Here is a 24473-nt window from a genome sequence, read left to right as displayed (position 1 = left end):
AGCCCAGTAAATACGGGGCTTTCAGCACAGTCAATTTTTCGACGACAACGCCACAGTGTCCGTAACCCTCCGTAACACTGGGCGGTTTTGGCACTACATTTTCAGTATTAAATCGCCAGTTTTTGTCATTACCACTACATTTTGCTCAACCTGTGTATATAGACACAGTCTGCAACTGACAGCCGGCACTCGAGACCGTTACAATTACCGACTTTGTCGCAACGCTTGGAGCTCAACCTTCCGTGCCCGTTCTGCGTCTACCGCTTCTCCCTGCCGCGGCAGGTAAACAGCACTGGGGCAACCTGCCCGGTGCCGCCCTGAGCCTGGCCATCGCCGAGGCCGCCAGCGCTGCCAAGCGCTTTACCTTGCTACTGACCGCCGACAGCCAGAGTGCCGAACGGCTGGAACAGGAGCTGAGTTTCTTCGCCCCGGATTTGCCTGTCCTGCACTTCCCCGACTGGGAAACCCTGCCCTACGACCTGTTCTCGCCACACCAGGACATCATCTCGCAGCGTATCGCCAGCCTGTATCGGTTGCCGGAGCTGGTGCACGGCGTGCTGGTGGTGCCGATCACCACTGCCCTGCATCGCCTGGCGCCGACCAAATTCCTGCTCGGCAGCAGCCTGGTGCTGGATGTCGGCCAGAAACTCGATGTCGAGCAGATGCGCACCCGGCTTGAAGCCACCGGTTATCGCTACGTCGATACCGTGTACGAGCATGGCGAATTCACCGTGCGCGGCTCGCTGATCGACCTGTTCCCGATGGGCAGCAAGCTGCCTTATCGCATTGACCTGTTCGACGACGAAATCGAAACCCTGCGCACTTTCGACCCGGAAAACCAGCGTTCCATCGACAAGGTCGACTCGGTCAAGCTGTTACCGGCCAAGGAATTCCCGCTGCAGAAAGAAGCCGTGACCCGCTTCAAGGCGCGGTTTCGCGAGCGCTTCGATGTCGACTTCCGTCGCTGCCCGATTTTCCAGGATTTGAGCAGCGGGATTACGCCGGCGGGCATCGAGTACTACCTGCCGCTGTTCTTCGAGGAAACCTCCACCCTGTTCGATTACCTGCCCCAGGACACGCAAGTGTTTTCCCTGCCGGGCATCGAACAGGCCGCGGAGAATTTCTGGAACGATGTGCGCAACCGCTATGAAGAGCGCCGCGTCGATCCGTCCCGTCCTTTATTGCCACCGGCCGAGTTGTTCCTGCCGGTGGAAGACTGCTTTGCGCGCCTGAAGAGCTGGCCCCGTGTGGTGGCCAGTCAACAAGACGTCGAAACTGGTGTCGGCCGCGAGCGCTTCCCGGCTCAGCCTCTGCCGAACCTGGCCATCGAAGCCAAGGCCACTCAGCCGTTGGCGGCGCTGGCCAGTTTCCTCGACGAATTCCCCGGCCGCGTGCTGTTTACCGCCGAGTCCGCGGGCCGTCGTGAAGTGCTGCTGGAATTGCTCGAACGCTTGAAGCTGCGACCGAAAACCGTCGACAGCTGGCCGGACTTTGTCGCCAGCAAAGAGCGCTTGGCGATCACCATTGCACCACTCGACGAAGGCCTGTTGCTGGACGACCCAGCGCTGGCCCTGGTTGCCGAAAGCCCATTGTTCGGTCAGCGCGTAATGCAGCGCCGTCGCCGCGAGAAACGCGCCGACGCCAACAACGATGCGGTGATCAAAAACCTCACCGAGCTGCGCGAAGGTGCGCCGGTGGTGCACATCGATCATGGTGTCGGCCGCTATCTGGGGCTGACGATCCTGGAAATCGACAACCAGGCCGCCGAGTTCCTGACCCTCGAATACGCCGAAGGCGCCAAGCTGTATGTGCCGGTGGCCAACCTGCACCTGATCGCTCGCTACACCGGCAGTGACGACGCCCTCGCGCCGCTGCACCGCCTCGGCTCCGAGACCTGGCAGAAAGCCAAGCGCAAAGCCGCCGAACAGGTGCGCGATGTGGCCGCCGAGTTGCTCGACATCTATGCCCGCCGCGCCGCTCGCGAGGGTTATGCCTTCGCAGACCCGAAAGCCGATTACGCGACCTTCAGCGCCGGTTTCCCGTTCGAAGAAACCCCGGACCAGCAAACCACCATCGAAGCGGTGCGCGAAGACATGCTCGCGCCGAAACCGATGGATCGCCTGGTCTGCGGCGACGTCGGTTTCGGCAAGACCGAAGTGGCCATGCGTGCGGCGTTCATCGCGGTACACGGCGGTCGTCAGGTGGCGATTCTGGTGCCGACCACCCTGCTCGCCCAGCAACACTACAACAGCTTCCGCGACCGCTTTGCCGACTGGCCGGTGACCGTGGAAGTGATGAGCCGCTTCAAGTCGGCCAAGGAAGTGAACGCCGCGGTTGCGGACCTGGCCGAAGGCAAGATCGACATCGTCATCGGCACACACAAGCTGCTGCAAGATGACGTAAAAATCAAAAACCTGGGGCTGGTGATCATCGACGAAGAGCACCGTTTCGGTGTCCGTCAGAAAGAACAGCTCAAGGCACTGCGCAGTGAAGTCGACATCCTGACACTGACCGCAACGCCAATACCGCGCACGCTGAACATGGCGGTGTCGGGCATGCGCGACCTGTCGATCATCGCCACACCGCCGGCCCGTCGCTTGTCGGTGCGCACCTTCGTCATGGAACAGAACAAGAGCACGGTCAAAGAGGCCCTGCTGCGTGAGCTGCTGCGTGGCGGCCAGGTCTACTACCTGCACAACGACGTGAAGACCATCGAGAAATGCGCCGCAGACCTCGCTGAACTGGTGCCGGAAGCGCGGATCGGCATCGGCCACGGGCAGATGCGCGAACGTGAACTCGAACAGGTGATGAGCGACTTCTATCACAAGCGCTTCAACGTGCTGATCGCCTCGACCATCATCGAGACTGGCATCGACGTGCCGAGCGCCAACACCATCATCATCGAACGCGCGGACAAGTTCGGCCTGGCCCAGTTGCACCAGTTACGTGGCCGGGTCGGTCGCAGTCACCACCAGGCGTATGCTTACCTGCTGACACCACCGCGCCAGCAAATCACTCCCGATGCGGAAAAACGTCTGGAAGCGATCGCCAATACCCAGGACCTCGGCGCGGGCTTCGTGCTCGCCACCAACGACCTGGAAATCCGTGGCGCCGGCGAACTGCTGGGCGACGGCCAGAGCGGGCAGATCCAGGCCGTGGGTTTCACGCTGTACATGGAAATGCTCGAGCGTGCAGTGAAGTCGATCCGCAAGGGCGAACAGCCGAACCTCGATCAACCGCTGGGCGGCGGTCCGGAAGTCAATCTGCGTGTACCGGCGTTGATTCCCGAAGACTACCTGCCGGACGTTCATGCCCGACTGATTCTCTACAAACGCATTGCCTCGGCCACCGATGAGGAAGGCCTCAAGGACCTGCAAGTGGAGATGATCGACCGCTTCGGCCTGTTGCCGGAACCGACCAAGAACCTGGTGCGGATCACGGCGCTGAAATTGCAAGCCGAACAGCTGGGCATCAAGAAAGTCGACGGCGGCCCGCAAGGCGGTCGGATCGAGTTCGCGGCACAGACCCCGGTCGACCCGCTGACACTGATCAAACTGATTCAGAGCCAACCCAAACGCTACAAGTTCGAAGGCGCCACAATGTTCAAATTCCTCGTACCGATGGAACGCCCGGAAGAACGCTTTAATACTGTAGAGGCGCTATTCGAGCGCCTCATTCCGACCACTGCTTGAAGGACGCCGCATGCGCCTGTTTCGCTCACTGACCTTGTTGATGACGTTGTTGATGTCGCTGCTTGCCTCGACCGCGTTTGCCGATGATCTGTATCAGGTTGAAATGATTCTGGTACGGCAAAACGCCGTGCCTGCCATCGTCAGCCGCGCCGCGCCAGAAGACTGGGCTGCCGGTGCCCAACGCATCAGCCCCGACAGCTTTCGTACACCAAGCCTGAATGCCGAAGTGGAAAAGCTCACCGCCAGCAACGAGTACACGGTGTTGCTGCACAAGGCCTGGCAACAGAACCTGGGTGAAGAAGCCAGCAAAATCGCGATCAGCGAAGGCAAGGAACAGTTTGGCCAATTCCCTATCGAGGGCACGTTGAACCTGAAACTGGGGCGTTTCACTGACGTCGACGCCGACTTCTGGGTCAATCAGATTGACGCCAATGGCATGGTCACCGCCAGCGAACGCCTGAAGCAGGAAAGCCACACCAAGAACGGCCTGCTGAACTTCCTCGACAATGGCCACCTGGGCCTGCTGATCAAGATCACCTCGCTGACCGCCCCTGCGCCTCGGCCAGTCCCTGATGAAATTCCGGACTGATTGATGCCCTCGCCCCTGAGCAAACCCCTGGCAACATCCTGGGTCAGCCGATTCAAGGAACAGAGCCTGGAGAGGGGCCGCCGCTACGCACTGGAGAACCGCGTCAGGATCGTCGAAGTCGGCGACGCCACCATCACCGCCAGTTGCGAAGGCTCTGGCGGCAACGTTTACCGTCAGACCATTCGCCTGCGCGAGTCGGCCAAAGGCACCTTGCTGATGATCGACGCCACATGCACCTGCCCGGTTCACAGCAACTGTAAACATTGCGCGGCGGTGCTACTGCAAGTGCAGGAAACCCTCGCGTATCCGGCCGCCGCGAAAGACGCCGAACTGCTGGAAAAACTTCAGGCCGTATTGGAAAACCGTAACCCGAAAGCGCCGCCGCAAGTGCTGGTGGACAACGTGCAACCGGTGCCGCGCCTGTGGCTGGCGAGCATCGAATTCAGTGCCTTCGAACCGCGCAACGGCAAGATGCAGCGCTACATTCAGCATCGCGCGGCGCTGTCCTTCAGCTATCTGGACGAGTACGTCAGCGGACAGAAAAACGCTGACATCCTGATTCGTCAGGAAACACAGACGCTGCGGATAAAACGTCACCCGGAAGTCGAACAGACCTACAGGGAACAGCTGCGGATCCTCGGTTTCAAAGTCGCCACCCGACAAAGTAAAGCCTTGCCGGAAAGTGCCGGCGAACTCTACGAGATGGTCAACGACAGCGCCTGGCTGACCTTCACCCTCAATGAGCTGCCGAAGTTGCGCACCCAGGGTTGGGAGTTGCAGATCGACGAGGATTTCGGCTTCGACCTGACCGCCGTGGACGACTGGTACGCCACCGTCGAACAGACGCCGGAACGCGACTGGTTCGACCTGGAACTGGGGATCATCGTCAACGGCGAACGCCTGAGCCTGCTGCCGATCCTGTTGAACCTGATGCGCTCCCACACCGAAATCCTCAACCCGGAACGGCTCGCCCGACGTCGTGACGACGAACTGATCCTGGTGAACATTCCGCAACGCCGCAGCACCGACCAGGGCCCGCTGCAGGTCGCGCTGCCCTTCGGCCGCCTGAAACCGGTGCTGGCCACCCTCGGCGAGTTTTACCTGCAAGAGCCCGGCGAAACCAAGCTGCGCCTGAGCAAGGCCGACGCCACGCGACTGAACCCGCTGGAAGGCCTGCCACTGCTCTGGGAAGGTGGCGAGCAGATCCGCACCTTTGCCCAGCGCCTGCGCGACATCAAGGACCACACCGCCGCCGCGCCCGAAGGCCTGAATGCCACCTTGCGCCCGTATCAGCTGGAAGGCCTGAGCTGGATGCAGTCGCTGCGACAACTGGAAGTCGGCGGGATTCTCGCGGACGACATGGGCCTGGGCAAAACCCTACAAACCCTGGCGCACATTCTCAGCGAGAAGAATGCCGGGCGCCTCGATCGGCCGTGCATGGTGGTCATGCCCACCAGCCTGATTCCGAACTGGCTCGATGAAGCAGCGCACTTCACGCCACAGCTTAAAGTGCTGGCGTTGTACGGCATCAGCCGCAAAAAGCATTTCGACAATCTGGCTGATTACGACCTGATCCTGACCACTTATGCACTGCTGCCCAAAGACGTCGAACGCCTGGCCGCGCAGCCGTTGCACGTACTGGTGCTGGATGAAGCGCAGTACATCAAGAACCCCAACAGCAAGGCCGCCCATGCGGCCCGTGAGCTGAATGCTCGCCAGCGTTTGTGCCTGAGTGGCACGCCGCTGGAAAATCACTTGGGCGAGCTGTGGTCGCTGTTCCACTTCCTGCTGCCGGGCTGGCTCGGTGACGTGAAAAGCTTCAACCGCGATTACCGCGTGCCGATAGAAAAGCGTGCCAGTGAAGTACGACTTCAACACCTGAACGGTCGGATCAAACCGTTCCTGCTGCGCCGGACCAAGGAACAAGTAGCCACCGAACTGCCGCCGAAAACCGAGATCGTCCATTGGGTCGAACTCAACGAAGCCCAGCGCGACGTGTACGAAACCATGCGCCTGGCGATGGACAAAAAAGTCCGCGACGAGATCACCCGCAAAGGCGTGGCGCGCAGCCAGATCATCATTCTTGAGGCGCTGTTGAAGCTGCGTCAGGTGTGCTGTGATTTGCGCCTGGTCAACGATGCCGCCCTGCCCGCTCGCGGCAGCACCTCCGGCAAACTCGATAGCCTGATGGAAATGCTTGAAGAGCTGTTCGAGGAAGGGCGGCGGATTTTGCTGTTCTCGCAGTTCACTTCAATGCTGTCGCTGATCGAGGACGAACTGAACAAACGCGGCGTGGCGTATGCGATCCTGACCGGCCAGACCCGTGACCGACGCACGCCGGTGAAGGAGTTCCAGAGCGGCAAGCGCCAGATCTTTCTGATCAGTTTGAAGGCTGGCGGTGTGGGCCTGAACCTGACCGAAGCCGATACGGTGATTCACTACGACCCTTGGTGGAACCCTGCGACGGAAAATCAGGCGACGGATCGTGCGTATCGCATTGGTCAGGAGAAGCCGGTGTTCGTCTACAAGATGATTGCCAGGGGCACGGTGGAAGAGAAGATTCAGCATCTGCAGAAGGAAAAATCCGATCTGGCCGCAGGCGTGCTGGATGGACGCAAGACCGGGGACTGGAAGTTGCAGAGCGATGATATCGAGGCGTTGTTTGCGCCGTTGCCGGAAAAAATTGATAAGTAGCAGGGACAGTCAGATCGCCATTGCGAGCAAGCTTGCCCCCACAGGGTGAACATCCATCCTGCGGGAACTTGCTCGCGAAAGCGGCCTTCTGAAATCGGACATGTCCTCCTGCAGGAGCGAGGCTTGCCCGCGAAGGCTGTGTGTCAGTCAACGTCGATATTGAATGTGCTGACGCCTTCGCGGGACAGCAAAACAATGCTGTTGATGACAGAGTTTACGATAAGTAGGACTCGCGCTGGGATTCGATCAGGGTCAGAGCAGCCTCCCAGGCCAGGTCGATGATGTTGTCCTGTTCATCGCGGTCAAACTGTTCGGCGGTGTGCGCACAGACTTCCGGAGACGGGTAATGCAGCGCCGAACCACCGGCCAGCGCTTGAACCTGTGCCTGACAGGCACGCTCCAGGAAGTGAATTTCCTGAAATGCCTGGGCCACGCCGGAGCCACCGACCAGCAGTCCGTGATTACGTAGGATCATCGCCCGATGCGGCCCCAGATCGGCAATCAGACGCTCGCGCTCATCCAGCGAAAGGGCAATGCCTTCATAGGTGTGATACGCCAACTTGCCGTAAAACTTCAACGCATGCTGACTGATCGGCAACAAGCCGTGCTTCTGCGCGGCGACGGCCATGCCGGCGGCGGTGTGGGTATGGATCACACAATTCAGGTCAGGGCGAGCCATGTGGATTGCCGAGTGGATCACAAAGCCTGCTGCATTGACTCGATGACCTTCATAGGCCGGATCGACCACTCGCCCTTCCTGATCGATGCGCACCAGATCCGAGGCGCGCATGCGGTCGAAAATAACCCCGTAGCGGTTGATCAGAAAGTGATGCTCAGGCCCTGGAATCCGCAGGGTAATGTGGGTGTCGATCAGGTCGGTCATGCGAAAGTGCGCGACCAGGCGATACAGCGCGGCCAGTTCGCAACGGGCTTGCCATTCAACCGTGCCGATGTGTTCAGGTTTACTCACGAATACACCTCTTTAGCAGCGCACTCTGTGGCGCTTGTGGGCTTTATCGCTGCCATGACAGGATTAGTCAATTTTCATAATCTTATATTTACTATTAGTACTGCTACTACATGGAATCCTTATGCCCTCCACTTCGAACCCGTGGGTTGGTCGCCGCTTTCTGAATGACCGTCTCGACTGGAACCTGCTGCGCACTTATCTGGTGATCGGTCAGGAAGGCAGCATGAGTCGGGCTGCCGCGCGACTGCACATCACTCAGTCGGCGGTCAGCCAGGCTTTGAAGCGCCTGGAAGAGCAACTGGAATGTGTGTTGATCGCCCGCAGTGGGCGACGGTTCGATCTGACGGAAACCGGGGAAGAAGTCCTGCGCATCGCGACGGACATTTACGGCGATATTTCGCGCCTGGGAACTGTGCTGGAGAGTCGGCACGACGACGTGGTCGGCAAGATTCGCATCCTCACCGTCAGCGGCGTGCAAGCACGACACTACGATGAGTTCCTCGCCGATTTCCATGAAACCCACCCGAAAGTCGAGCTGGAAGTCGAGGTGATGGGCAGTTCGAACATCATCAGTTCGTTGCTGCAAAAGACCGCGACCATTGGCGTCGGATTGTGCCGTTTACCGCAACCGAGACTGGAACAGCGGGTATTGTTTCGCGAGCGCTATGCGTACTTTTGCGGGCAACGTCATCGACTTTTTGGACAAGAGAATCTGACCCTGGAACAGCTCGCTGCAGAGAATTTCGTCAGCTTCACCAGCGATCAGCTCGGCGGCAACCTTTCACCCCTGACCCTGTTTCGCGACCAGCAAGGTTTTACCGGCAAGATCGTTGCTTCATCCACCAGTTTCGAAGAGATTTACCGCTTGATCTGCGCAGGGTTTGGTATCGGGTGTTTGCCGACTCATCTGGTGCGCAGGGATGTCGAGCAAGGTTTGCTGTGGCGTTTGCCGCCGGAAGATGGCGTGGTGGATTTCGATATCCAGCTGTTGTGGAATCGCGAGCAGAAGATGAGTCAGGCCGAAACCGTGTTCCTGGAAAGCTTCCAGCACATGCTCAGCATTCGTGAGCCTGTGCTGTGAAGCCTTGATCCTTAAACGTGAGGGTCGCCCGGGGCTTTGCTCGGCGCGGCGTATTGCGGCTTCAGGTGGCCGCCCTGATCGAGTAGCCAGGCATCCATGATCTGCCGCACCACAGGGCCGGCGACGCGACCACCGGCCTCGCCGTTTTCGATCATCACCGAGATGACAATCTGCGGATGTTCAGCCGGGGCGAAACCGACGAACAAGGCGTTGTCGCGGTTGCGCTCAAGGGTTTTCGCCCGGTTGTAGCGCTCACCCTGCTTGATCGCCACCACTTGCGCGGTGCCACTTTTGCCGGCGATGCGGTACTGCGCGCCCTCCGCCGCCGCCCGGGCAATCCCGCGGGCGTCGTGCATCACCATCTGCATGCCGTGGTTGACCTGCTCCCAGTCACGCGGATCCTTGAGCAGGATGTTTGGCATCGGATGTTCGTCCACCGGCGCGACACCGTCCACGGTCTTGGCCAGGTGCGGCCGGTTCCATACACCTTTGTTGGCGATCAGCGCGGTGGCCTGTGCCAGCTGCAGAGGAGTGACCTGCATGTAGCCCTGGCCAATGCCGAGAATCACTGTCTCGCCGGGGAACCATGCCTGCCGACGCGTGGCGCGCTTCCAGGCCTGAGACGGCATCAGACCGGGAGACTCTTCGAACATGTCCAGCGAGACCTTCTCGCCAAGGCCGAACATCGCCATGTAGTCGTGCAGACGATCGATTCCCAGCTTGTGGGCCAGATCGTAGAAGTAGGTGTCGTTGGAGCGCATGATCGCCGTGTCCATGTTCACCCAGCCATCACCACTGTGATTCCAGTTACGGTATTTATGATCAAAATCCGGTAACTGGTAATAGCCCGGATCGAAGACGCGGGTCTGCGGGGTTACGACTCCGGCGTCAAGGCCGGCGATCGCCACTTCCGGCTTGATGGTCGAGCCAGGTGCGTAGAGCCCGCGCAGCACGCGGTTGAACAGCGGCCGGTCGATGGAGTCGTGCAGTGCCGCGTATTCCTTGTAGCTGATGCCCGTCACAAACAAGTTCGGGTCGAAGCTTGGCTTGCTGACCATGGCCAATACTTCGCCGGTCGACGGATCGAGAGCGACCACCGAGCCACGCCGATCGCCCAATGCCTCCTCGGCGGCTTCCTGAAGTTTGACGTCGAGGCTCAGGACGATGTTTTTGCCGGGGATCGGGTCGGTGTGCTTGAGCACTCGCAGCACGCGGCCCTGGGCATTGGTTTCGACTTCTTCGTAACCCACATGGCCGTGCAATTCTGATTCGTAGAATTTCTCGATACCGGTTTTGCCAATGGATTGGGTGCCACGGTATTCCACCGTGTCCAGGGCTTTGGATTCTTTTTCGTTAATGCGACCGACGTAGCCGATCGAATGCGCAAAGTGCGCGCCCATGGGGTAGTGGCGAACGAACTGCGGCTCTACATCGATTCCGGGCAGACGGAACTCGTTGACCGCGAGTACGGCTATCTGTTCTTCGCTGAGCTCATAGAACAGCGTGACCGGGACGAAGGGGTGCCTGGCCTGCTTCATCGCCTTGTCGAACAGCGTACGGTCCTCGGCCGGCAGGTGCAGGAGGTTGACCACTTCATCCAGCTCGCGTTTGACATCGGAAGCGCGTTCGCGGGTGATGGTCAGGTTGAAGCTGGGCCGGTTGTCTGCCAGGACCACACCATTGCGGTCGTAGATCAGCCCACGAGTTGGAGTGATCGGCAGGACATGGACGCGGTTGTTTTCGGAGATTGTCGAGTGATAGTCGAACTCGACAACCTGCAGGACGTACATGCGCACCACCAGCGCGCAAGTAATGGCGGCGACGAACAAGGCGCAGGCCATCAGTCTTTTGTTGACCAGGAGCGTCTCTTTCTCGTGGTCCTTGATTGGTATCGGTTCGGGCATTTCTGCAGCAACTCTTTGACTATAAACGGGAGTACCGATCCGTAGGCTTGCAGTCAGTCCGTTGAAACGAGCTGCACCATACCAAAAACGGCGTGGTTTTTAGCGCGCTCTGCCGAAGTTTCACGAACGATGCGACCGTTACCAGGGATGGCCATCCGCTAGCCCTCTACTGCCAAAGCACTTTCCTGCGGACAAAACAAAACCCCTACCTGCATACGCAGATAGGGGTTTCGGAATTTAATCTTGACGATGACCTACTCTCACATGGGGAAACCCCACACTACCATCGGCGATGCATCGTTTCACTGCTGAGTTCGGGATGGGATCAGGTGGTTCCAATGCTCTATGGTCGTCAAGAAATTCGGGTACCGAACCGTCTTTCGACGCTTCAGCAAATTGGGTATGCGATAGTTTGTGCGGCTTTTGTGAATGGTTGCGAACTTTCGGTTCATTGCGTCTTCACACACCGCAATCTGGCCTCTTTCGAGTTCACAAATTGCTTGGGTGTTATATGGTCAAGCCTCACGGGCAATTAGTATTGGTTAGCTCAACGCCTCACAGCGCTTACACACCCAACCTATCAACGTCGTAGTCTTCGACGGCCCTTCAGGGGACTCAAGGTCCCAGTGAGATCTCATCTTGAGGCTAGTTTCCCGCTTAGATGCTTTCAGCGGTTATCTATTCCGAACATAGCTACCCGGCAATGCCACTGGCGTGACAACCGGAACACCAGAGGTTCGTCCACTCCGGTCCTCTCGTACTAGGAGCAGCCCCTCTCAAATCTCAAACGTCCACGGCAGATAGGGACCGAACTGTCTCACGACGTTCTAAACCCAGCTCGCGTACCACTTTAAATGGCGAACAGCCATACCCTTGGGACCGGCTTCAGCCCCAGGATGTGATGAGCCGACATCGAGGTGCCAAACACCGCCGTCGATATGAACTCTTGGGCGGTATCAGCCTGTTATCCCCGGAGTACCTTTTATCCGTTGAGCGATGGCCCTTCCATACAGAACCACCGGATCACTAAGACCTACTTTCGTACCTGCTCGACGTGTCTGTCTCGCAGTCAAGCGCGCTTTTGCCTTTATACTCTACGACCGATTTCCGACCGGTCTGAGCGCACCTTCGTACTCCTCCGTTACTCTTTAGGAGGAGACCGCCCCAGTCAAACTACCCACCATACACTGTCCTCGATCCGGATAACGGACCTGAGTTAGAACCTCAAAGTTGCCAGGGTGGTATTTCAAGGATGGCTCCACGCGAACTGGCGTCCACGCTTCAAAGCCTCCCACCTATCCTACACAAGCAAATTCAAAGTCCAGTGCAAAGCTATAGTAAAGGTTCACGGGGTCTTTCCGTCTAGCCGCGGATACACTGCATCTTCACAGCGATTTCAATTTCACTGAGTCTCGGGTGGAGACAGCGCCGCCATCGTTACGCCATTCGTGCAGGTCGGAACTTACCCGACAAGGAATTTCGCTACCTTAGGACCGTTATAGTTACGGCCGCCGTTTACCGGGGCTTCGATCAAGAGCTTCGCGTTAGCTAACCCCATCAATTAACCTTCCGGCACCGGGCAGGCGTCACACCCTATACGTCCACTTTCGTGTTTGCAGAGTGCTGTGTTTTTAATAAACAGTCGCAGCGGCCTGGTATCTTCGACCGGCGTGGGCTTACGCAGCAAGTGCTTCACCCTCACCGGCGCACCTTCTCCCGAAGTTACGGTGCCATTTTGCCTAGTTCCTTCACCCGAGTTCTCTCAAGCGCCTTGGTATTCTCTACCCAACCACCTGTGTCGGTTTGGGGTACGGTTCCTGGTTACCTGAAGCTTAGAAGCTTTTCTTGGAAGCATGGCATCAACCACTTCGTGTTCTAAAAGAACACTCGTCATCAGCTCTCGGCCTTGAGATCCCGGATTTACCTAAGATCTCAGCCTACCACCTTAAACTTGGACAACCAACGCCAAGCTGGCCTAGCCTTCTCCGTCCCTCCATCGCAATAACCAGAAGTACAGGAATATTAACCTGTTTTCCATCGACTACGCTTTTCAGCCTCGCCTTAGGGACCGACTAACCCTGCGTCGATTAACGTTGCGCAGGAAACCTTGGTCTTTCGGCGTGGGTGTTTTTCACACCCATTGTCGTTACTCATGTCAGCATTCGCACTTCTGATACCTCCAGCAAGCTTCTCAACTCACCTTCACAGGCTTACAGAACGCTCCTCTACCGCATCACCTAAGTGATACCCGTAGCTTCGGTGTATGGTTTGAGCCCCGTTACATCTTCCGCGCAGGCCGACTCGACTAGTGAGCTATTACGCTTTCTTTAAAGGGTGGCTGCTTCTAAGCCAACCTCCTAGCTGTCTAAGCCTTCCCACATCGTTTCCCACTTAACCATAACTTTGGGACCTTAGCTGACGGTCTGGGTTGTTTCCCTTTTCACGACGGACGTTAGCACCCGCCGTGTGTCTCCCATGCTCGGCACTTGTAGGTATTCGGAGTTTGCATCGGTTTGGTAAGTCGGGATGACCCCCTAGCCGAAACAGTGCTCTACCCCCTACAGTGATACATGAGGCGCTACCTAAATAGCTTTCGAGGAGAACCAGCTATCTCCGAGCTTGATTAGCCTTTCACTCCGATCCACAGGTCATCCGCTAACTTTTCAACGGTAGTCGGTTCGGTCCTCCAGTCAGTGTTACCTAACCTTCAACCTGCCCATGGATAGATCGCCCGGTTTCGGGTCTATTCCCAGCGACTAGACGCCCTATTAAGACTCGCTTTCGCTACGCCTCCCCTATTCGGTTAAGCTCGCCACTGAAAATAAGTCGCTGACCCATTATACAAAAGGTACGCAGTCACCCAACAAAGTGGGCTCCCACTGCTTGTACGCATACGGTTTCAGGATCTATTTCACTCCCCTCTCCGGGGTTCTTTTCGCCTTTCCCTCACGGTACTAGTTCACTATCGGTCAGTCAGTAGTATTTAGCCTTGGAGGATGGTCCCCCCATATTCAGACAAAGTTTCTCGTGCTCCGTCCTACTCGATTTCATGACTAAGAGATTTTCGCGTACAGGGCTATCACCCACTATGGCCGCACTTTCCAGAGCGTTCCGCTAATCTCAAAGCCACTTAAGGGCTAGTCCCCGTTCGCTCGCCACTACTAAGGGAATCTCGGTTGATTTCTTTTCCTCAGGGTACTTAGATGTTTCAGTTCCCCTGGTTCGCCTCTTGCACCTATGTATTCAGTACAAGATAACCATCTTATGATGGCTGGGTTCCCCCATTCAGACATCTCCGGATCAAAGTCTGTTTGCCGACTCCCCGAAGCTTTTCGCAGGCTACCACGTCTTTCATCGCCTCTGACTGCCAAGGCATCCACCGTATGCGCTTCTTCACTTGACCATATAACCCCAAGCAATCTGGTTATACTGTGAAGACGACATTCGCCGAAAATTCGCATGCTCAATTAAGAGCAACTCACAAATTTTACCTTAGCCTGATCCGTTACCAGTGAAAGTAACGTTCAGTCTATCTTTCTATCACATACCCAAATTTTTAAAGAACGATCTAGCCAAAGACTAGAAATCAACATTCACCATCATCACGATGGAATGCTCATTTCTAAGCTTTCAACAACAGAAGCAGTAGTGGTGGAGCCAAACGGGATCGAACCGTTGACCTCCTGCGTGCAAGGCAGGCGCTCTCCCAGCTGAGCTATGGCCCCGTATTTCTACAGGTATTCCCACACAAAATTGGTGGGTCTGGGCAGATTCGAACTGCCGACCTCACCCTTATCAGGGGTGCGCTCTAACCAACTGAGCTACAGACCCAATTTCGAGCTACTAAGGCCGACCTCACCCTGCTCTTTACCACACAGCATGGGGTGCGCTCTAACCAACACAGCTACAACCTGATACAGGCTGCTTCATATCGTCTTCTTCAATGAATCAAGCAATTCGTGTGGGAACTTATGGAGCAGCTGATGTCGTCGATTAAGGAGGTGATCCAGCCGCAGGTTCCCCTACGGCTACCTTGTTACGACTTCACCCCAGTCATGAATCACACCGTGGTAACCGTCCCCCCGAAGGTTAGACTAGCTACTTCTGGTGCAACCCACTCCCATGGTGTGACGGGCGGTGTGTACAAGGCCCGGGAACGTATTCACCGCGACATTCTGATTCGCGATTACTAGCGATTCCGACTTCACGCAGTCGAGTTGCAGACTGCGATCCGGACTACGATCGGTTTTATGGGATTAGCTCCACCTCGCGGCTTGGCAACCCTCTGTACCGACCATTGTAGCACGTGTGTAGCCCAGGCCGTAAGGGCCATGATGACTTGACGTCATCCCCACCTTCCTCCGGTTTGTCACCGGCAGTCTCCTTAGAGTGCCCACCATTACGTGCTGGTAACTAAGGACAAGGGTTGCGCTCGTTACGGGACTTAACCCAACATCTCACGACACGAGCTGACGACAGCCATGCAGCACCTGTCTCAATGTTCCCGAAGGCACCAATCCATCTCTGGAAAGTTCATTGGATGTCAAGGCCTGGTAAGGTTCTTCGCGTTGCTTCGAATTAAACCACATGCTCCACCGCTTGTGCGGGCCCCCGTCAATTCATTTGAGTTTTAACCTTGCGGCCGTACTCCCCAGGCGGTCAACTTAATGCGTTAGCTGCGCCACTAAGAGCTCAAGGCTCCCAACGGCTAGTTGACATCGTTTACGGCGTGGACTACCAGGGTATCTAATCCTGTTTGCTCCCCACGCTTTCGCACCTCAGTGTCAGTATCAGTCCAGGTGGTCGCCTTCGCCACTGGTGTTCCTTCCTATATCTACGCATTTCACCGCTACACAGGAAATTCCACCACCCTCTACCATACTCTAGCTCGACAGTTTTGAATGCAGTTCCCAGGTTGAGCCCGGGGATTTCACATCCAACTTAACGAACCACCTACGCGCGCTTTACGCCCAGTAATTCCGATTAACGCTTGCACCCTCTGTATTACCGCGGCTGCTGGCACAGAGTTAGCCGGTGCTTATTCTGTCGGTAACGTCAAAACAATTACGTATTAGGCAACTGCCCTTCCTCCCAACTTAAAGTGCTTTACAATCCGAAGACCTTCTTCACACACGCGGCATGGCTGGATCAGGCTTTCGCCCATTGTCCAATATTCCCCACTGCTGCCTCCCGTAGGAGTCTGGACCGTGTCTCAGTTCCAGTGTGACTGATCATCCTCTCAGACCAGTTACGGATCGTCGCCTTGGTGAGCCATTACCTCACCAACTAGCTAATCCGACCTAGGCTCATCTGATAGCGCAAGGCCCGAAGGTCCCCTGCTTTCTCCCGTAGGACGTATGCGGTATTAGCGTTCGTTTCCGAACGTTATCCCCCACTACCAGGCAGATTCCTAGGCATTACTCACCCGTCCGCCGCTCGCCACCAGGTACAAGTACCCGTGCTGCCGCTCGACTTGCATGTGTTAGGCCTGCCGCCAGCGTTCAATCTGAGCCATGATCAAACTCTTCAGTTCAAACATCTTTGGGTTTTTAAGAAACCCTAAACTTGGCTCAGCAATCGTTGGTTACATCTTTGATTTCTCGCGGAGTAACTTGTGATGCTGATAATCTTGTTGACTATCAGTCTGACTCCACAAGCACCCACACGAATTGCTTGATTCAGTTGTTAAAGAGCGGTTGGTTAAGATCTTTCGTCTCAACCGAGGCGCGCATTCTACAGCAGCCTCTGTTGCTGTCAAGCGGTTATTTTCAGAAGTTTTCAAAGTTTCCTTTGCAACTTCAACCACTTGCGCTTCCGATCTCTCGTTAGCGGGAGGCGAATTCTACAGCGTTAGTCGCTGCTGTCAACACCTCTTTTTCTCCGCTTTCGACCGAGAAGATCGAATCGCTAATAAGGCGACAACACCCTGCCTTATCAACTCCTTCTGGCTTCGATGAACTGAAGCGTAACCGCTGTCGAAAACTGCATAACTCGTTGTTTACCAAGGAGTTTTCCGTTTCGACTGCGCCGGAAGTGGGGCGAATTATAGACGTCCAGAATCTGCCGTCAACCCCTGATTACGCTTTTCTATCAGGATGTTCAAAATCCCTGCTTATATATAGACGCAACCGTAACGAATGCGCAGTATATTGCCCAACACATAACACACTACTCTCGTTTCTCACCTCGGACGATGCCACGCAATGAATGACCACCCCCGCAGCCTTGCCTCGACCCTGTTCTCGGTAGGCCTGCTCTTGATAGCCATGGCATCGATCCAGTCCGGAGCCTCCCTGGCCAAAAGCATGTTCCCGGTCATCGGCGCTCAAGGGACCACCACCCTGCGGCTGATCTTCGCCAGCGTGATCATGCTGCTGCTATTACGCCCATGGCGCGCGAAGCTCACCGCAAAGTCCCTGCGCACGGTAATTGTCTATGGGATGGCGCTGGGCGGCATGAACTTCCTCTTCTATATGTCCTTGAACACTGTCCCTCTGGGTATCGCGGTAGCCCTGGAGTTCACTGGCCCATTAGCGGTCGCTATTTATGCCTCACGTCGGGCGATCGACTTTCTCTGGATCGCTCTGGCAGCCGTGGGTTTACTGCTGTTGATTCCGACTGGCGCCACGAGTGCAGGTATTGATCTGGTTGGCGCAGGTTATGCCCTTGGCGCCGGTGTCTGCTGGGCGTTGTACATTCTGTTCGGCCAGAAGGCCGGTGCCGACAATGGCGTGCAGACCGCCGCATTGGGCGTGATGATTGCTGCACTGTTCGTAGCCCCCATCGGTATCGTCCATGCTGGTGCTGCACTGCTGACCCCCTCGCTGATTCCCGTGGCCATCGGGGTCGCGATTCTGTCCACTGCCCTGCCCTACACCCTGGAGATGGTCGCCCTCACACGGATGCCGGCCCGGACCTTCGGCACATTGATGAGCATCGAACCCGCGTTCGGTGCGCTGTCCGGCCTGTTGTTCCTCCATGAATACCTTTCCCTGTCACAGTGGATGGCAATCCTGTGCATCATTCTGGCGTCCATCGGCGCAACCATGACCATGGGGAGCACCGCCAAGCCCGCAGTTGCGGCGGATTGATACGAGATTTGACGAAGGTCTGGTATTTACCGCTCAATTAGGCCATGTTTAGGTCACGTAACTCAGTGTCAGACATGGACTTTTTCAGATAGGGATATCAGAACGCTTCAAGCAAAAGCGAATGCAGGCAGACCCGGGCACAAAGATTCGGAGCCTCAATAAGGACAGCAATGAAACGAATTTTGATACTGATCGCCGTGCTTGCAGTTGCGGGCTGCGCGGCGACCTCGAAAACCCAGATCAAACACGGCAAGAAAGGGCTGCATATCAACTGTTCCGGGCTGTCGTCCTCCTGGGACCAGTGCTACACCAGCGCTGCCAACTCGTGCGCACCCAAGGGTTACAAGGTGATTGCCAAGTCAGGGGATGCGGTCGAAGAACCCGGGGATTATCCGTTTGGCCTTAACCCGGCCGGCTATACCAGCCGCAGTATGATCGTCATCTGCAAGTAATCCTCCAACCCTGTTGGGCTTGCATAGCCCGATAGGCGCCTCGCCCGGGATGCTGCTAACGTTCGTCAGTCACTGACCGTTCAGCAAAGGGCGACATCCATGACCACCGCTATCAATAACAAGAAAATCGTATTGGTCGTCGGCGCAGGCGATGCCACCGGCGGCGCCATCGCCAAGCGTTTTGCCCGGGAAGGCTACGTCGCCTGCGTCACACGTCGCAGCGCAGACAAACTTCAGCCACTGGTAGATGCCATCACGATCAGCGGCGGCGAGGCTCATGGCTTTGCCTGCGATGCGCGCAAAGAAGAGGACGTGATTGCGCTCATCGAGCAGATCGAAACCGAGATCGGCCCCATCGAAGCGTTCGTCTTCAATATCGGCGCCAATGTGCCGTGCAGTATTCTCGAAGAAACCGCTCGCAAGTATTTCAAGATCTGGGAAATGGCCTGTTTCTCAGGGTTTCTCAATGCTCGCGAAGTGGCCAAGCGCATGGTCACCCGCCAACGGGGCACGATCCTGTTCACCGGGGCCACCGCCGGCTTGCGCGGTGCCGCAGGGTTTGCAGCCTTCGCTGGCGCCAAGCACGGGATTCGCGCCCTGGCCCAAAGCATGGCCCGCGAACTGGGGCCGATGAACATCCACGTCGCCCATGTGGTGGTCGATGGTGCCATCGACACCGACTTTATCCGCGACAGATTTCCGGAAAAATACGCGACCAAGGATCAGGACGGCATCCTCAATCCCGAGCACATCGCCGAAAACTATTGGTACTTACACAGCCAGCCACGGGACGCCTGGACGTTCGAGCTGGATCTGCGCCCCTGGAACGAACGCTGGTAAGCCTTCCCCTACGACAAAAAGAAGAGCACATCGACCATGAGCAAAACCGTGGAGTTCTTTTTCGACCTCGGCAGCCCCGCCACCTACCTGGCCTACACCCAACTGCCGAAAATCTGCGCGCAGACCGATAGTCAGCTGATCTACAAACCGATGCTACTGGGCGGCGTCTTCAAAGCCACCGGCAACGCCTCCCCGGTGACCATTCCGGCCAAGGGTCGCTACATGTTTCAGGATCTGGACCGCTATGCCAAGCGTTACGGTGTGCCGCTGAAGTTCAACCCGCACTTCCCCATCAATACCCTGATGTTGATGCGCGCGGTCACGGGTATGCAATTACGTCATCCCGAACGCTTTCAGGCGTTTATCGATTGCCTGTTTCACGCCCTGTGGGTGGAAGGGTGCAGCCTCGATGATCCCGCGACCGTTGCCGCCGTGCTGACGCAAAACGGTTTCGACCCGAACGAGGTGCTGTCGCTAGCAGCAGATGAGAACGTCAAAGCCGCCCTCAAGAAAAACACCGAGGAAGCGGTACAACGCGGTGTATTCGGCGCACCGAGCATGTTTGTCGGGGATCAGCTGTTCTTTGGCCAGGATCGGCTGGACTTCGTCCTTGAAGCCCTGCGTGCGCAATAGCCGGACATAACTCAGGCGCTGGAAACAGCGCCTGAATTCAAGCCGATCAAATAGCCGCGGTCCGGGTGTTCAACCACTCAAGGGCCGCGCCATCGAGCAACGGGCTCAGGCGCTCGCGCACTTCGGCATGGTAGCCGTTGAACCACTGCTTTTCGTCTTCGGTCAGCAACGACGGTTCCAGGCAGCGGGTGTCGATCGGGCACAGGGTCAGGGTTTCGAACTTCAGGAATTCACCGAACTCGCTCTTGCCCGCCTCGCGGTTCAACACCAGGTTCTCGATCCGCACGCCCCAGCGGCCCGGACGGTAGGTGCCCGGTTCTATGGAAGTGATCATCCCTGGCTGCATTGCAGTTTGCGGCGCGGCTGCCGCCTGATAGGCGATCACTTGCGGGCCTTCGTGAACGTTGAGGAAGTAGCCGACGCCGTGACCGGTGCCATGACCGTAGTCGACACTTTCGGCCCAGATCGGTGCGCGGGCAATGGCGTCCAGCAACGGCGACAGAATTCCCCGCGGGAACTGCGCGCGGGAGAGCGCAATCACGCCTTTGAGTACGCGAGTGCAATCGCGCTTCTGCTCGTCAGTCGGCGTCCCCACCGGCACCATCCGCGTAATGTCGGTAGTGCCGCCCAGGTATTGGCCGCCGGAGTCGATCAGCAACAGGCCGTCACCCTCGATGACCGCATGCTCTTCTTCGGTGGCGTGGTAATGCGGCATCGCACCGTTGGCGTTAAACGCAGCAATGGTGTTGAAGCTCAGCGACACATAATCCGGGCGCCGGGTGCGGGCCGCGGTCAGGTGTTCGTCGATGGTCAGTTCGGTGATGCGCTCACGCCCCCATGCTGCCTCCAGCCAGGCGAAGAATTCGCACAGCGCCGCGCCATCCTGCTCCATGGCCCGACGGATGTGCTCGGCATCGGCCAGGCTTTTTTGTGACTTGGCCAGAGTGGTCGGGTTCAGGCCTTCGACCAGTTTCACATCACTGTTCAAGTTATCCAGCAGACCCGCCGTGACCCGCGCCGGATCGACTTGCAGGCTCGCGCCGCTTGGTATGGCGCGCAAGGCGGCGGCCACTTCGCTGTAATCGCGCAGGGTCACGCCGTCCTGTTCAAGGATGGCACGCAGCTCGGCGCTGACTTTACTCAGGGCGACGAACAAGGTGGCCTGTTGCTGGCTAATGAGCGCAAAGGACACAAACACCGGGTTGAACGAAACATCGCCGCCGCGCAAGTTGAACAGCCAGGCGATGTCATCGAGGGTGGCAATGAAATGCCAGTCGGCACCGCGCTCTTTCAACACGTCACGCAGCTGGGCGAGTTTTTCGCCACGGCTGACGGTCGCCTGAGGCGGTAAGTGTTGATAAATCGGCTCGTTCGGCAAGCTTGGGCGATCACTCCAGACTTCGCTCAGCAAATCGATGTCCGTGCGCAGACGTGCGCCGCGTTCTTGGAGTTTGCTGCTCAGGGTACGCGCCGACGCCACGGCCATCACCGCGCCATCGACTGCAACGACACCGCCTTCAGGCGTTTGCTCGGCCAGCCAATCAAGGGGGCCGGGTTGACCCGGTTGCAGCTTGACCAGCTCGATACCGCTGCCCTTGAGTTCCTTGCTCGCTTGTTCCCAATAGCGGCTGTCGGCCCAGACGCCGGCGAAATCCGGCGTGACGATCAGCGTGCCGACCGAGCCATGGAAACCCGACAGCCACTGCCGCCCCTGCCAATAGCCCGGCAGGTATTCCGACAGGTGCGGGTCGGCCGACGGCACCAGCAGAGCATGAATGCCCTCCCGGCTCATCAGCTCGCGGGTTTGCGCCAGGCGCCGGGGTACCAATCCATTGATCGAAGGCTGCGTACTCATCGTGTCTCCTGCTAACCACTTCATCATTATTGTTGGGTGCCGATCAGAGTCGGCGCTTAAGGACCTGTCGCCCAGAATGCCGGAGCACTGGCGGTGGCCGTTTTGATCAGGTGCGCAGCCTGGTCGATATCTTGCTCGGTGGTGAAACGCCCCAGGCTCAGGCGAATGGTGCGACTGGCCGAGCGCGCGTCATGCCCCAGCGCCAGCAGCACATGAGATGGCGCATTACTGGCGGAGTTGCAGGCCGACGTCGCGGAAAACGCGATCGAGGTGCTCAACGCCGCGGAATTGAACTCGCCTTCGTTGAAGGTCAGGCTCAGGGTATGGGGAATGCGTTGGGTCGGACTGCCATTGACGCGAATACCGGAAATGCTCAGCAGCTGATCGAGCAAGCGTTCACGCAGGCGCACGATGGTGGCTTTTTCTTCATCGAACAAAGCGGCCGCCAAGGCGAAAGCGGCGCCCATGGCTGCGATCTGGTGCGTCGCCAGAGTACCGGAACGCAACCCGCCCTCATGGCCGCCACCGTGGATCTGCGCCTGCAGGCGCTGTTGCGCACGAGGCCCGACGTACAGCGCGCCGATGCCTTTGGGGCCATAGACCTTGTGCGCCGAGAATGACATCAAATCCACCGGCCATTGGGCCAGGTCGATCGCCACTTTGCCCACGCCCTGAGCCGCATCGACGTGAAACAACGCATCGCGATCACGCACCACCTGGCCGATGGCAGGGATATCGTTGACGGTGCCCAGTTCGTTGTTGACCAGCATCAGCGACACCAGAAAGGTGTCTTCGCGCATCGCCTCGCTGACTGCTTGCGGGGTAATCAGGCCTTCGGCATCGGGCACCAGATACGTCACGGCAATGCCGGCATCCTGCAATTGTTTGGCGGTGTCGAGAATTGCCTTGTGTTCAATCTGGCTGGTGATTATATGGCCGCCGGACACACCGCGGGCCTGGGTAACGCCCTTGAGTGCCAGGTTGTTGGATTCGGTGGCGCCGGAGGTCCAGACGATCTGCTCGGCCTGGGCGCCCACCAGTTCGGCGACCTGGCGCCGTGCGTGCTCGACCGATTGCCGGGCCTGTTGACCGAAGGCATGGGAGCTGGACGCTGGATTGCCGAAGTTACCCGTGAAGCCCAGACACTCAACCATCACCTTGATGACCCGCTCATCCACCGGCGTGGTGGCGGCGTAGTCGAAATACAACGGACGTTTATTCATAGAAGACTCGCAGAGCGTGTTCCGGGATCAGGAAGCTCGTCACTGGAAATATCAAAGCGCCGCCTTATGAGCGGTGCCGAATTTGCAGAACGATAGCAATACCTGATCGGAGGCCGTTAAAGAAGAACAACTTCATTTAAAAGTGCGTAGGAACGCTCCTGAAGTCGAGCTTAACAGGCATCGGGTAACCGGTTGAAGCAATGCGTCAGCTAAAACTTTCAAGCAACAACGGATACATGGAAGCCACCAGCAACAAGGCCATGCCCCAGTTGAACAGGCGTAGCCAGCGGCGATCGCGCAGCACATTGCGCAACAGCGTGCCACAACCAGCCCACACACCGACGCTCGGCAGGTTGATCAGAGCGAAGACCGCGGCAATCACAATCACATTGGTGAAATAGCCCTGCATTGGCGTGTAGGTGCTGATGGCACCGATGGCCATGATCCAGGCCTTGGGGTTGACCCATTGAAACGCCGCCGCGCCCAAATAGCTGATCGGCTTGCCCTCGCCCTGCTCACCCTCGACGACCGGCCCGGAATGCGCAATCTTCCAGGCCAGGTACAGCAAATACGCCGCGCCGAGATAACGCAACACGGTGTAAAGCAATGGATAGGTTTGAAACACAGTGCCCAGGCCGAAACCGACGGCCACCACCAACACGAAGAAGCCGCAGGTAATGCCCAGCATGTGAGGGATGGTGCGGCTAAAGCCGAAATTCACGCCCGAGGCCAGCAACATGGTGTTGTTCGGGCCGGGGGTGATCGAGGTGACAAGGGCGAACAGGGCAAAGCCCAGCAGCAGGTCGAGCGAGAGCATGGGGGGCAGTCCATCAGAGTCAGTCAGGTGTTGACCCTATCGCACGCCTTGAGGGAAACCCATGGACAGTTGCGTGAAAGTTCGAGCAGTACAGTTGTCGCTCAACTTTGGCGACCGTGCAGCTGTACTGTGCGCTCGGCGTTCATCTCGCCCTGCTTGTCAAAACTGATCGATTTGGTCGGCTGGCCGAGCAATTCGGCTTTCTTCGCGTGGTACTCCTCGAAGGACAAGCCCCGACGATTCAAGGCTTCCAGCGCCAGTTCCCGGGTTTCTTCAGCGGTGTAGGGGCGTAGTTCCGGTGAAACATGACTGGCGCATCCGGCGAGGACGGAAACGGCGAGCAACAGGAAAGTGGCGAGTAGAGTTTTCATTTCGAGCGTCCGGATAGCTGGGTTCGGGGCAATGAACACAGGCTACCGACGCGCCCCAACGGGCAGAAATCAATGCTCTCGATAGTGGGTATCGGGAATTGGTGAACTGGCAGTGAACAAGCGTCGCGCCACAGAGAACCTGTCGATCCAGGTTCTTACCGCTGATGCACCAAAATTACAGTGCAGCGTGTTGTCGTGACTGCGGCTACTCGTCGGGCACTCGGTTGTAGCGAAGGGGCTGACCTATAGTTATCCGACCGG

Annotated in this window: 14 protein-coding genes, 2 tRNA genes and 3 rRNA genes; 8 read left to right on the top strand and 11 right to left on the bottom strand. The window is 57.5% G+C overall.

Features of this window, described 5'->3' with window-relative positions:
* Window positions 1-242 precede the first annotated feature (242 nt).
* The 3 genes from mfd to LOY36_RS08685 are packed head-to-tail and all read left to right on the top strand — an operon-like array spanning window position 243 to window position 6975.
* A complete protein-coding gene (mfd, locus tag LOY36_RS08695) occupies window positions 243-3692 on the top strand; it encodes a transcription-repair coupling factor (RefSeq protein ID WP_258672933.1) in 3450 nt (1149 codons plus the stop codon).
* A gap of 10 nt (window positions 3693-3702) precedes the next feature.
* On the top strand, window positions 3703-4281 hold the full coding sequence (locus tag LOY36_RS08690) for a CsiV family protein (protein WP_019582841.1): 579 nt from the start codon (window positions 3703-3705) through the stop codon (window positions 4279-4281).
* Window positions 4282-4284: 3 nt separating this feature from the next.
* A complete protein-coding gene (locus tag LOY36_RS08685; RefSeq protein WP_258672932.1) occupies window positions 4285-6975 on the top strand; it encodes a DEAD/DEAH box helicase in 2691 nt (896 codons plus the stop codon).
* 214 nt (window positions 6976-7189) lie between these two features.
* Here the strand turns inward: LOY36_RS08685 and LOY36_RS08680 are convergent, their stop codons facing one another.
* Window positions 7190-7945, bottom strand: a complete 756-nt coding sequence (locus tag LOY36_RS08680; RefSeq protein ID WP_019649616.1) for a class II aldolase/adducin family protein — start codon at window positions 7943-7945, stop codon at window positions 7190-7192.
* Between the two features lie 121 nt (window positions 7946-8066).
* On the opposite strand from LOY36_RS08680, the gene LOY36_RS08675 reads away from it, so the two are divergent.
* Window positions 8067-9026, top strand: a complete 960-nt coding sequence (locus LOY36_RS08675) for a LysR family transcriptional regulator (protein WP_258672931.1) — start codon at window positions 8067-8069, stop codon at window positions 9024-9026.
* A gap of 11 nt (window positions 9027-9037) precedes the next feature.
* Here the strand turns inward: LOY36_RS08675 and mrdA are convergent, their stop codons facing one another.
* From mrdA to LOY36_RS08645, 6 genes are all read right to left on the bottom strand, one after another.
* A complete protein-coding gene (gene mrdA, locus LOY36_RS08670; protein ID WP_258672930.1) occupies window positions 9038-10930 on the bottom strand; it encodes a penicillin-binding protein 2 in 1893 nt (630 codons plus the stop codon).
* Window positions 10931-11171: 241 nt separating this feature from the next.
* Window positions 11172-11287: ribosomal RNA gene (gene rrf, locus LOY36_RS08665) — 5S ribosomal RNA — on the bottom strand.
* Between the two features lie 154 nt (window positions 11288-11441).
* Window positions 11442-14333: ribosomal RNA gene (locus tag LOY36_RS08660) — 23S ribosomal RNA — on the bottom strand.
* A gap of 246 nt (window positions 14334-14579) precedes the next feature.
* Window positions 14580-14655: transfer RNA gene (locus tag LOY36_RS08655), tRNA-Ala, on the bottom strand.
* 29 nt (window positions 14656-14684) lie between these two features.
* Window positions 14685-14761, bottom strand: a tRNA-Ile gene (locus tag LOY36_RS08650).
* 163 nt (window positions 14762-14924) lie between these two features.
* Window positions 14925-16463, bottom strand: a 16S ribosomal RNA gene (locus LOY36_RS08645).
* The 16S, 23S and 5S rRNA genes sit together here with 2 tRNA genes alongside, the layout of an rRNA operon.
* Window positions 16464-17133: 670 nt before the next feature.
* On the opposite strand from LOY36_RS08645, the gene rhtA reads away from it, so the two are divergent.
* The 4 genes from rhtA to LOY36_RS08625 all read left to right on the top strand — a co-directional run bounded on the left by rhtA (window position 17134) and on the right by LOY36_RS08625 (window position 19946).
* Entirely contained in the window at window positions 17134-18021 is an 888-nt protein-coding gene (rhtA, locus tag LOY36_RS08640) for a threonine/homoserine exporter RhtA (RefSeq protein ID WP_019650605.1), read from the top strand.
* Between the two features lie 170 nt (window positions 18022-18191).
* Entirely contained in the window at window positions 18192-18473 is a 282-nt protein-coding gene (locus LOY36_RS08635; protein WP_018929955.1) for a hypothetical protein, read from the top strand.
* A 99-nt stretch (window positions 18474-18572) separates the two neighbouring features.
* The gene (locus LOY36_RS08630; protein WP_019582472.1) at window positions 18573-19313 is read left to right on the top strand and encodes an SDR family oxidoreductase; all 741 of its coding nucleotides are present in this window, start codon (window positions 18573-18575) and stop codon (window positions 19311-19313) included.
* Window positions 19314-19349: 36 nt separating this feature from the next.
* Window positions 19350-19946, top strand: coding sequence for a 2-hydroxychromene-2-carboxylate isomerase (locus tag LOY36_RS08625; RefSeq protein WP_258672929.1), 597 nt, complete (start codon window positions 19350-19352; stop codon window positions 19944-19946).
* Window positions 19947-19992: 46 nt separating this feature from the next.
* On the opposite strand, the gene LOY36_RS08620 is transcribed toward LOY36_RS08625, so the two are convergent.
* From LOY36_RS08620 to LOY36_RS08605, 4 genes are all read right to left on the bottom strand, one after another.
* Window positions 19993-21801, bottom strand: coding sequence for an aminopeptidase P family protein (locus LOY36_RS08620; protein ID WP_192379613.1), 1809 nt, complete (start codon window positions 21799-21801; stop codon window positions 19993-19995).
* Between the two features lie 56 nt (window positions 21802-21857).
* A complete protein-coding gene (locus LOY36_RS08615; RefSeq protein ID WP_258672928.1) occupies window positions 21858-23024 on the bottom strand; it encodes a cysteine desulfurase family protein in 1167 nt (388 codons plus the stop codon).
* Window positions 23025-23229: 205 nt separating this feature from the next.
* Entirely contained in the window at window positions 23230-23841 is a 612-nt protein-coding gene (locus LOY36_RS08610) for a LysE family translocator (protein WP_019650600.1), read from the bottom strand.
* 101 nt (window positions 23842-23942) lie between these two features.
* Window positions 23943-24212, bottom strand: a complete 270-nt coding sequence (locus LOY36_RS08605; protein WP_028939039.1) for a hypothetical protein — start codon at window positions 24210-24212, stop codon at window positions 23943-23945.
* Between the last annotated feature and the right edge of the window lie 261 nt (window positions 24213-24473).

The organism is Pseudomonas sp. B21-019, from assembly GCF_024749225.1.
Classification (GTDB): domain Bacteria; phylum Pseudomonadota; class Gammaproteobacteria; order Pseudomonadales; family Pseudomonadaceae; genus Aquipseudomonas.
This window is presented reverse-complemented; position numbering and strand designations above follow the sequence as displayed.

What these genes read in the sequence shown, in the direction of transcription:
- mrdA (WP_258672930.1), bottom strand. Translation starts at nt 10,930, where the DNA reads ATGCCCGAACCGATACCAATCAAGGACCACGAGAAAGAGACGCTCCTG.
- LOY36_RS08610 (WP_019650600.1), bottom strand. Translation starts at nt 23,841, where the DNA reads ATGCTCTCGCTCGACCTGCTGCTGGGCTTTGCCCTGTTCGCCCTTGTC.
- rhtA (WP_019650605.1), top strand. Translation starts at nt 17,134, where the DNA reads ATGAATGACCACCCCCGCAGCCTTGCCTCGACCCTGTTCTCGGTAGGC.
- LOY36_RS08690 (WP_019582841.1), top strand. Translation starts at nt 3,703, where the DNA reads ATGCGCCTGTTTCGCTCACTGACCTTGTTGATGACGTTGTTGATGTCG.
- LOY36_RS08605 (WP_028939039.1), bottom strand. Translation starts at nt 24,212, where the DNA reads ATGAAAACTCTACTCGCCACTTTCCTGTTGCTCGCCGTTTCCGTCCTC.
- LOY36_RS08685 (WP_258672932.1), top strand. Translation starts at nt 4,285, where the DNA reads ATGCCCTCGCCCCTGAGCAAACCCCTGGCAACATCCTGGGTCAGCCGA.
- LOY36_RS08625 (WP_258672929.1), top strand. Translation starts at nt 19,350, where the DNA reads ATGAGCAAAACCGTGGAGTTCTTTTTCGACCTCGGCAGCCCCGCCACC.
- LOY36_RS08615 (WP_258672928.1), bottom strand. Translation starts at nt 23,024, where the DNA reads ATGAATAAACGTCCGTTGTATTTCGACTACGCCGCCACCACGCCGGTG.
- LOY36_RS08635 (WP_018929955.1), top strand. Translation starts at nt 18,192, where the DNA reads ATGAAACGAATTTTGATACTGATCGCCGTGCTTGCAGTTGCGGGCTGC.
- LOY36_RS08620 (WP_192379613.1), bottom strand. Translation starts at nt 21,801, where the DNA reads ATGAGTACGCAGCCTTCGATCAATGGATTGGTACCCCGGCGCCTGGCG.
- LOY36_RS08630 (WP_019582472.1), top strand. Translation starts at nt 18,573, where the DNA reads ATGACCACCGCTATCAATAACAAGAAAATCGTATTGGTCGTCGGCGCA.
- LOY36_RS08675 (WP_258672931.1), top strand. Translation starts at nt 8,067, where the DNA reads ATGCCCTCCACTTCGAACCCGTGGGTTGGTCGCCGCTTTCTGAATGAC.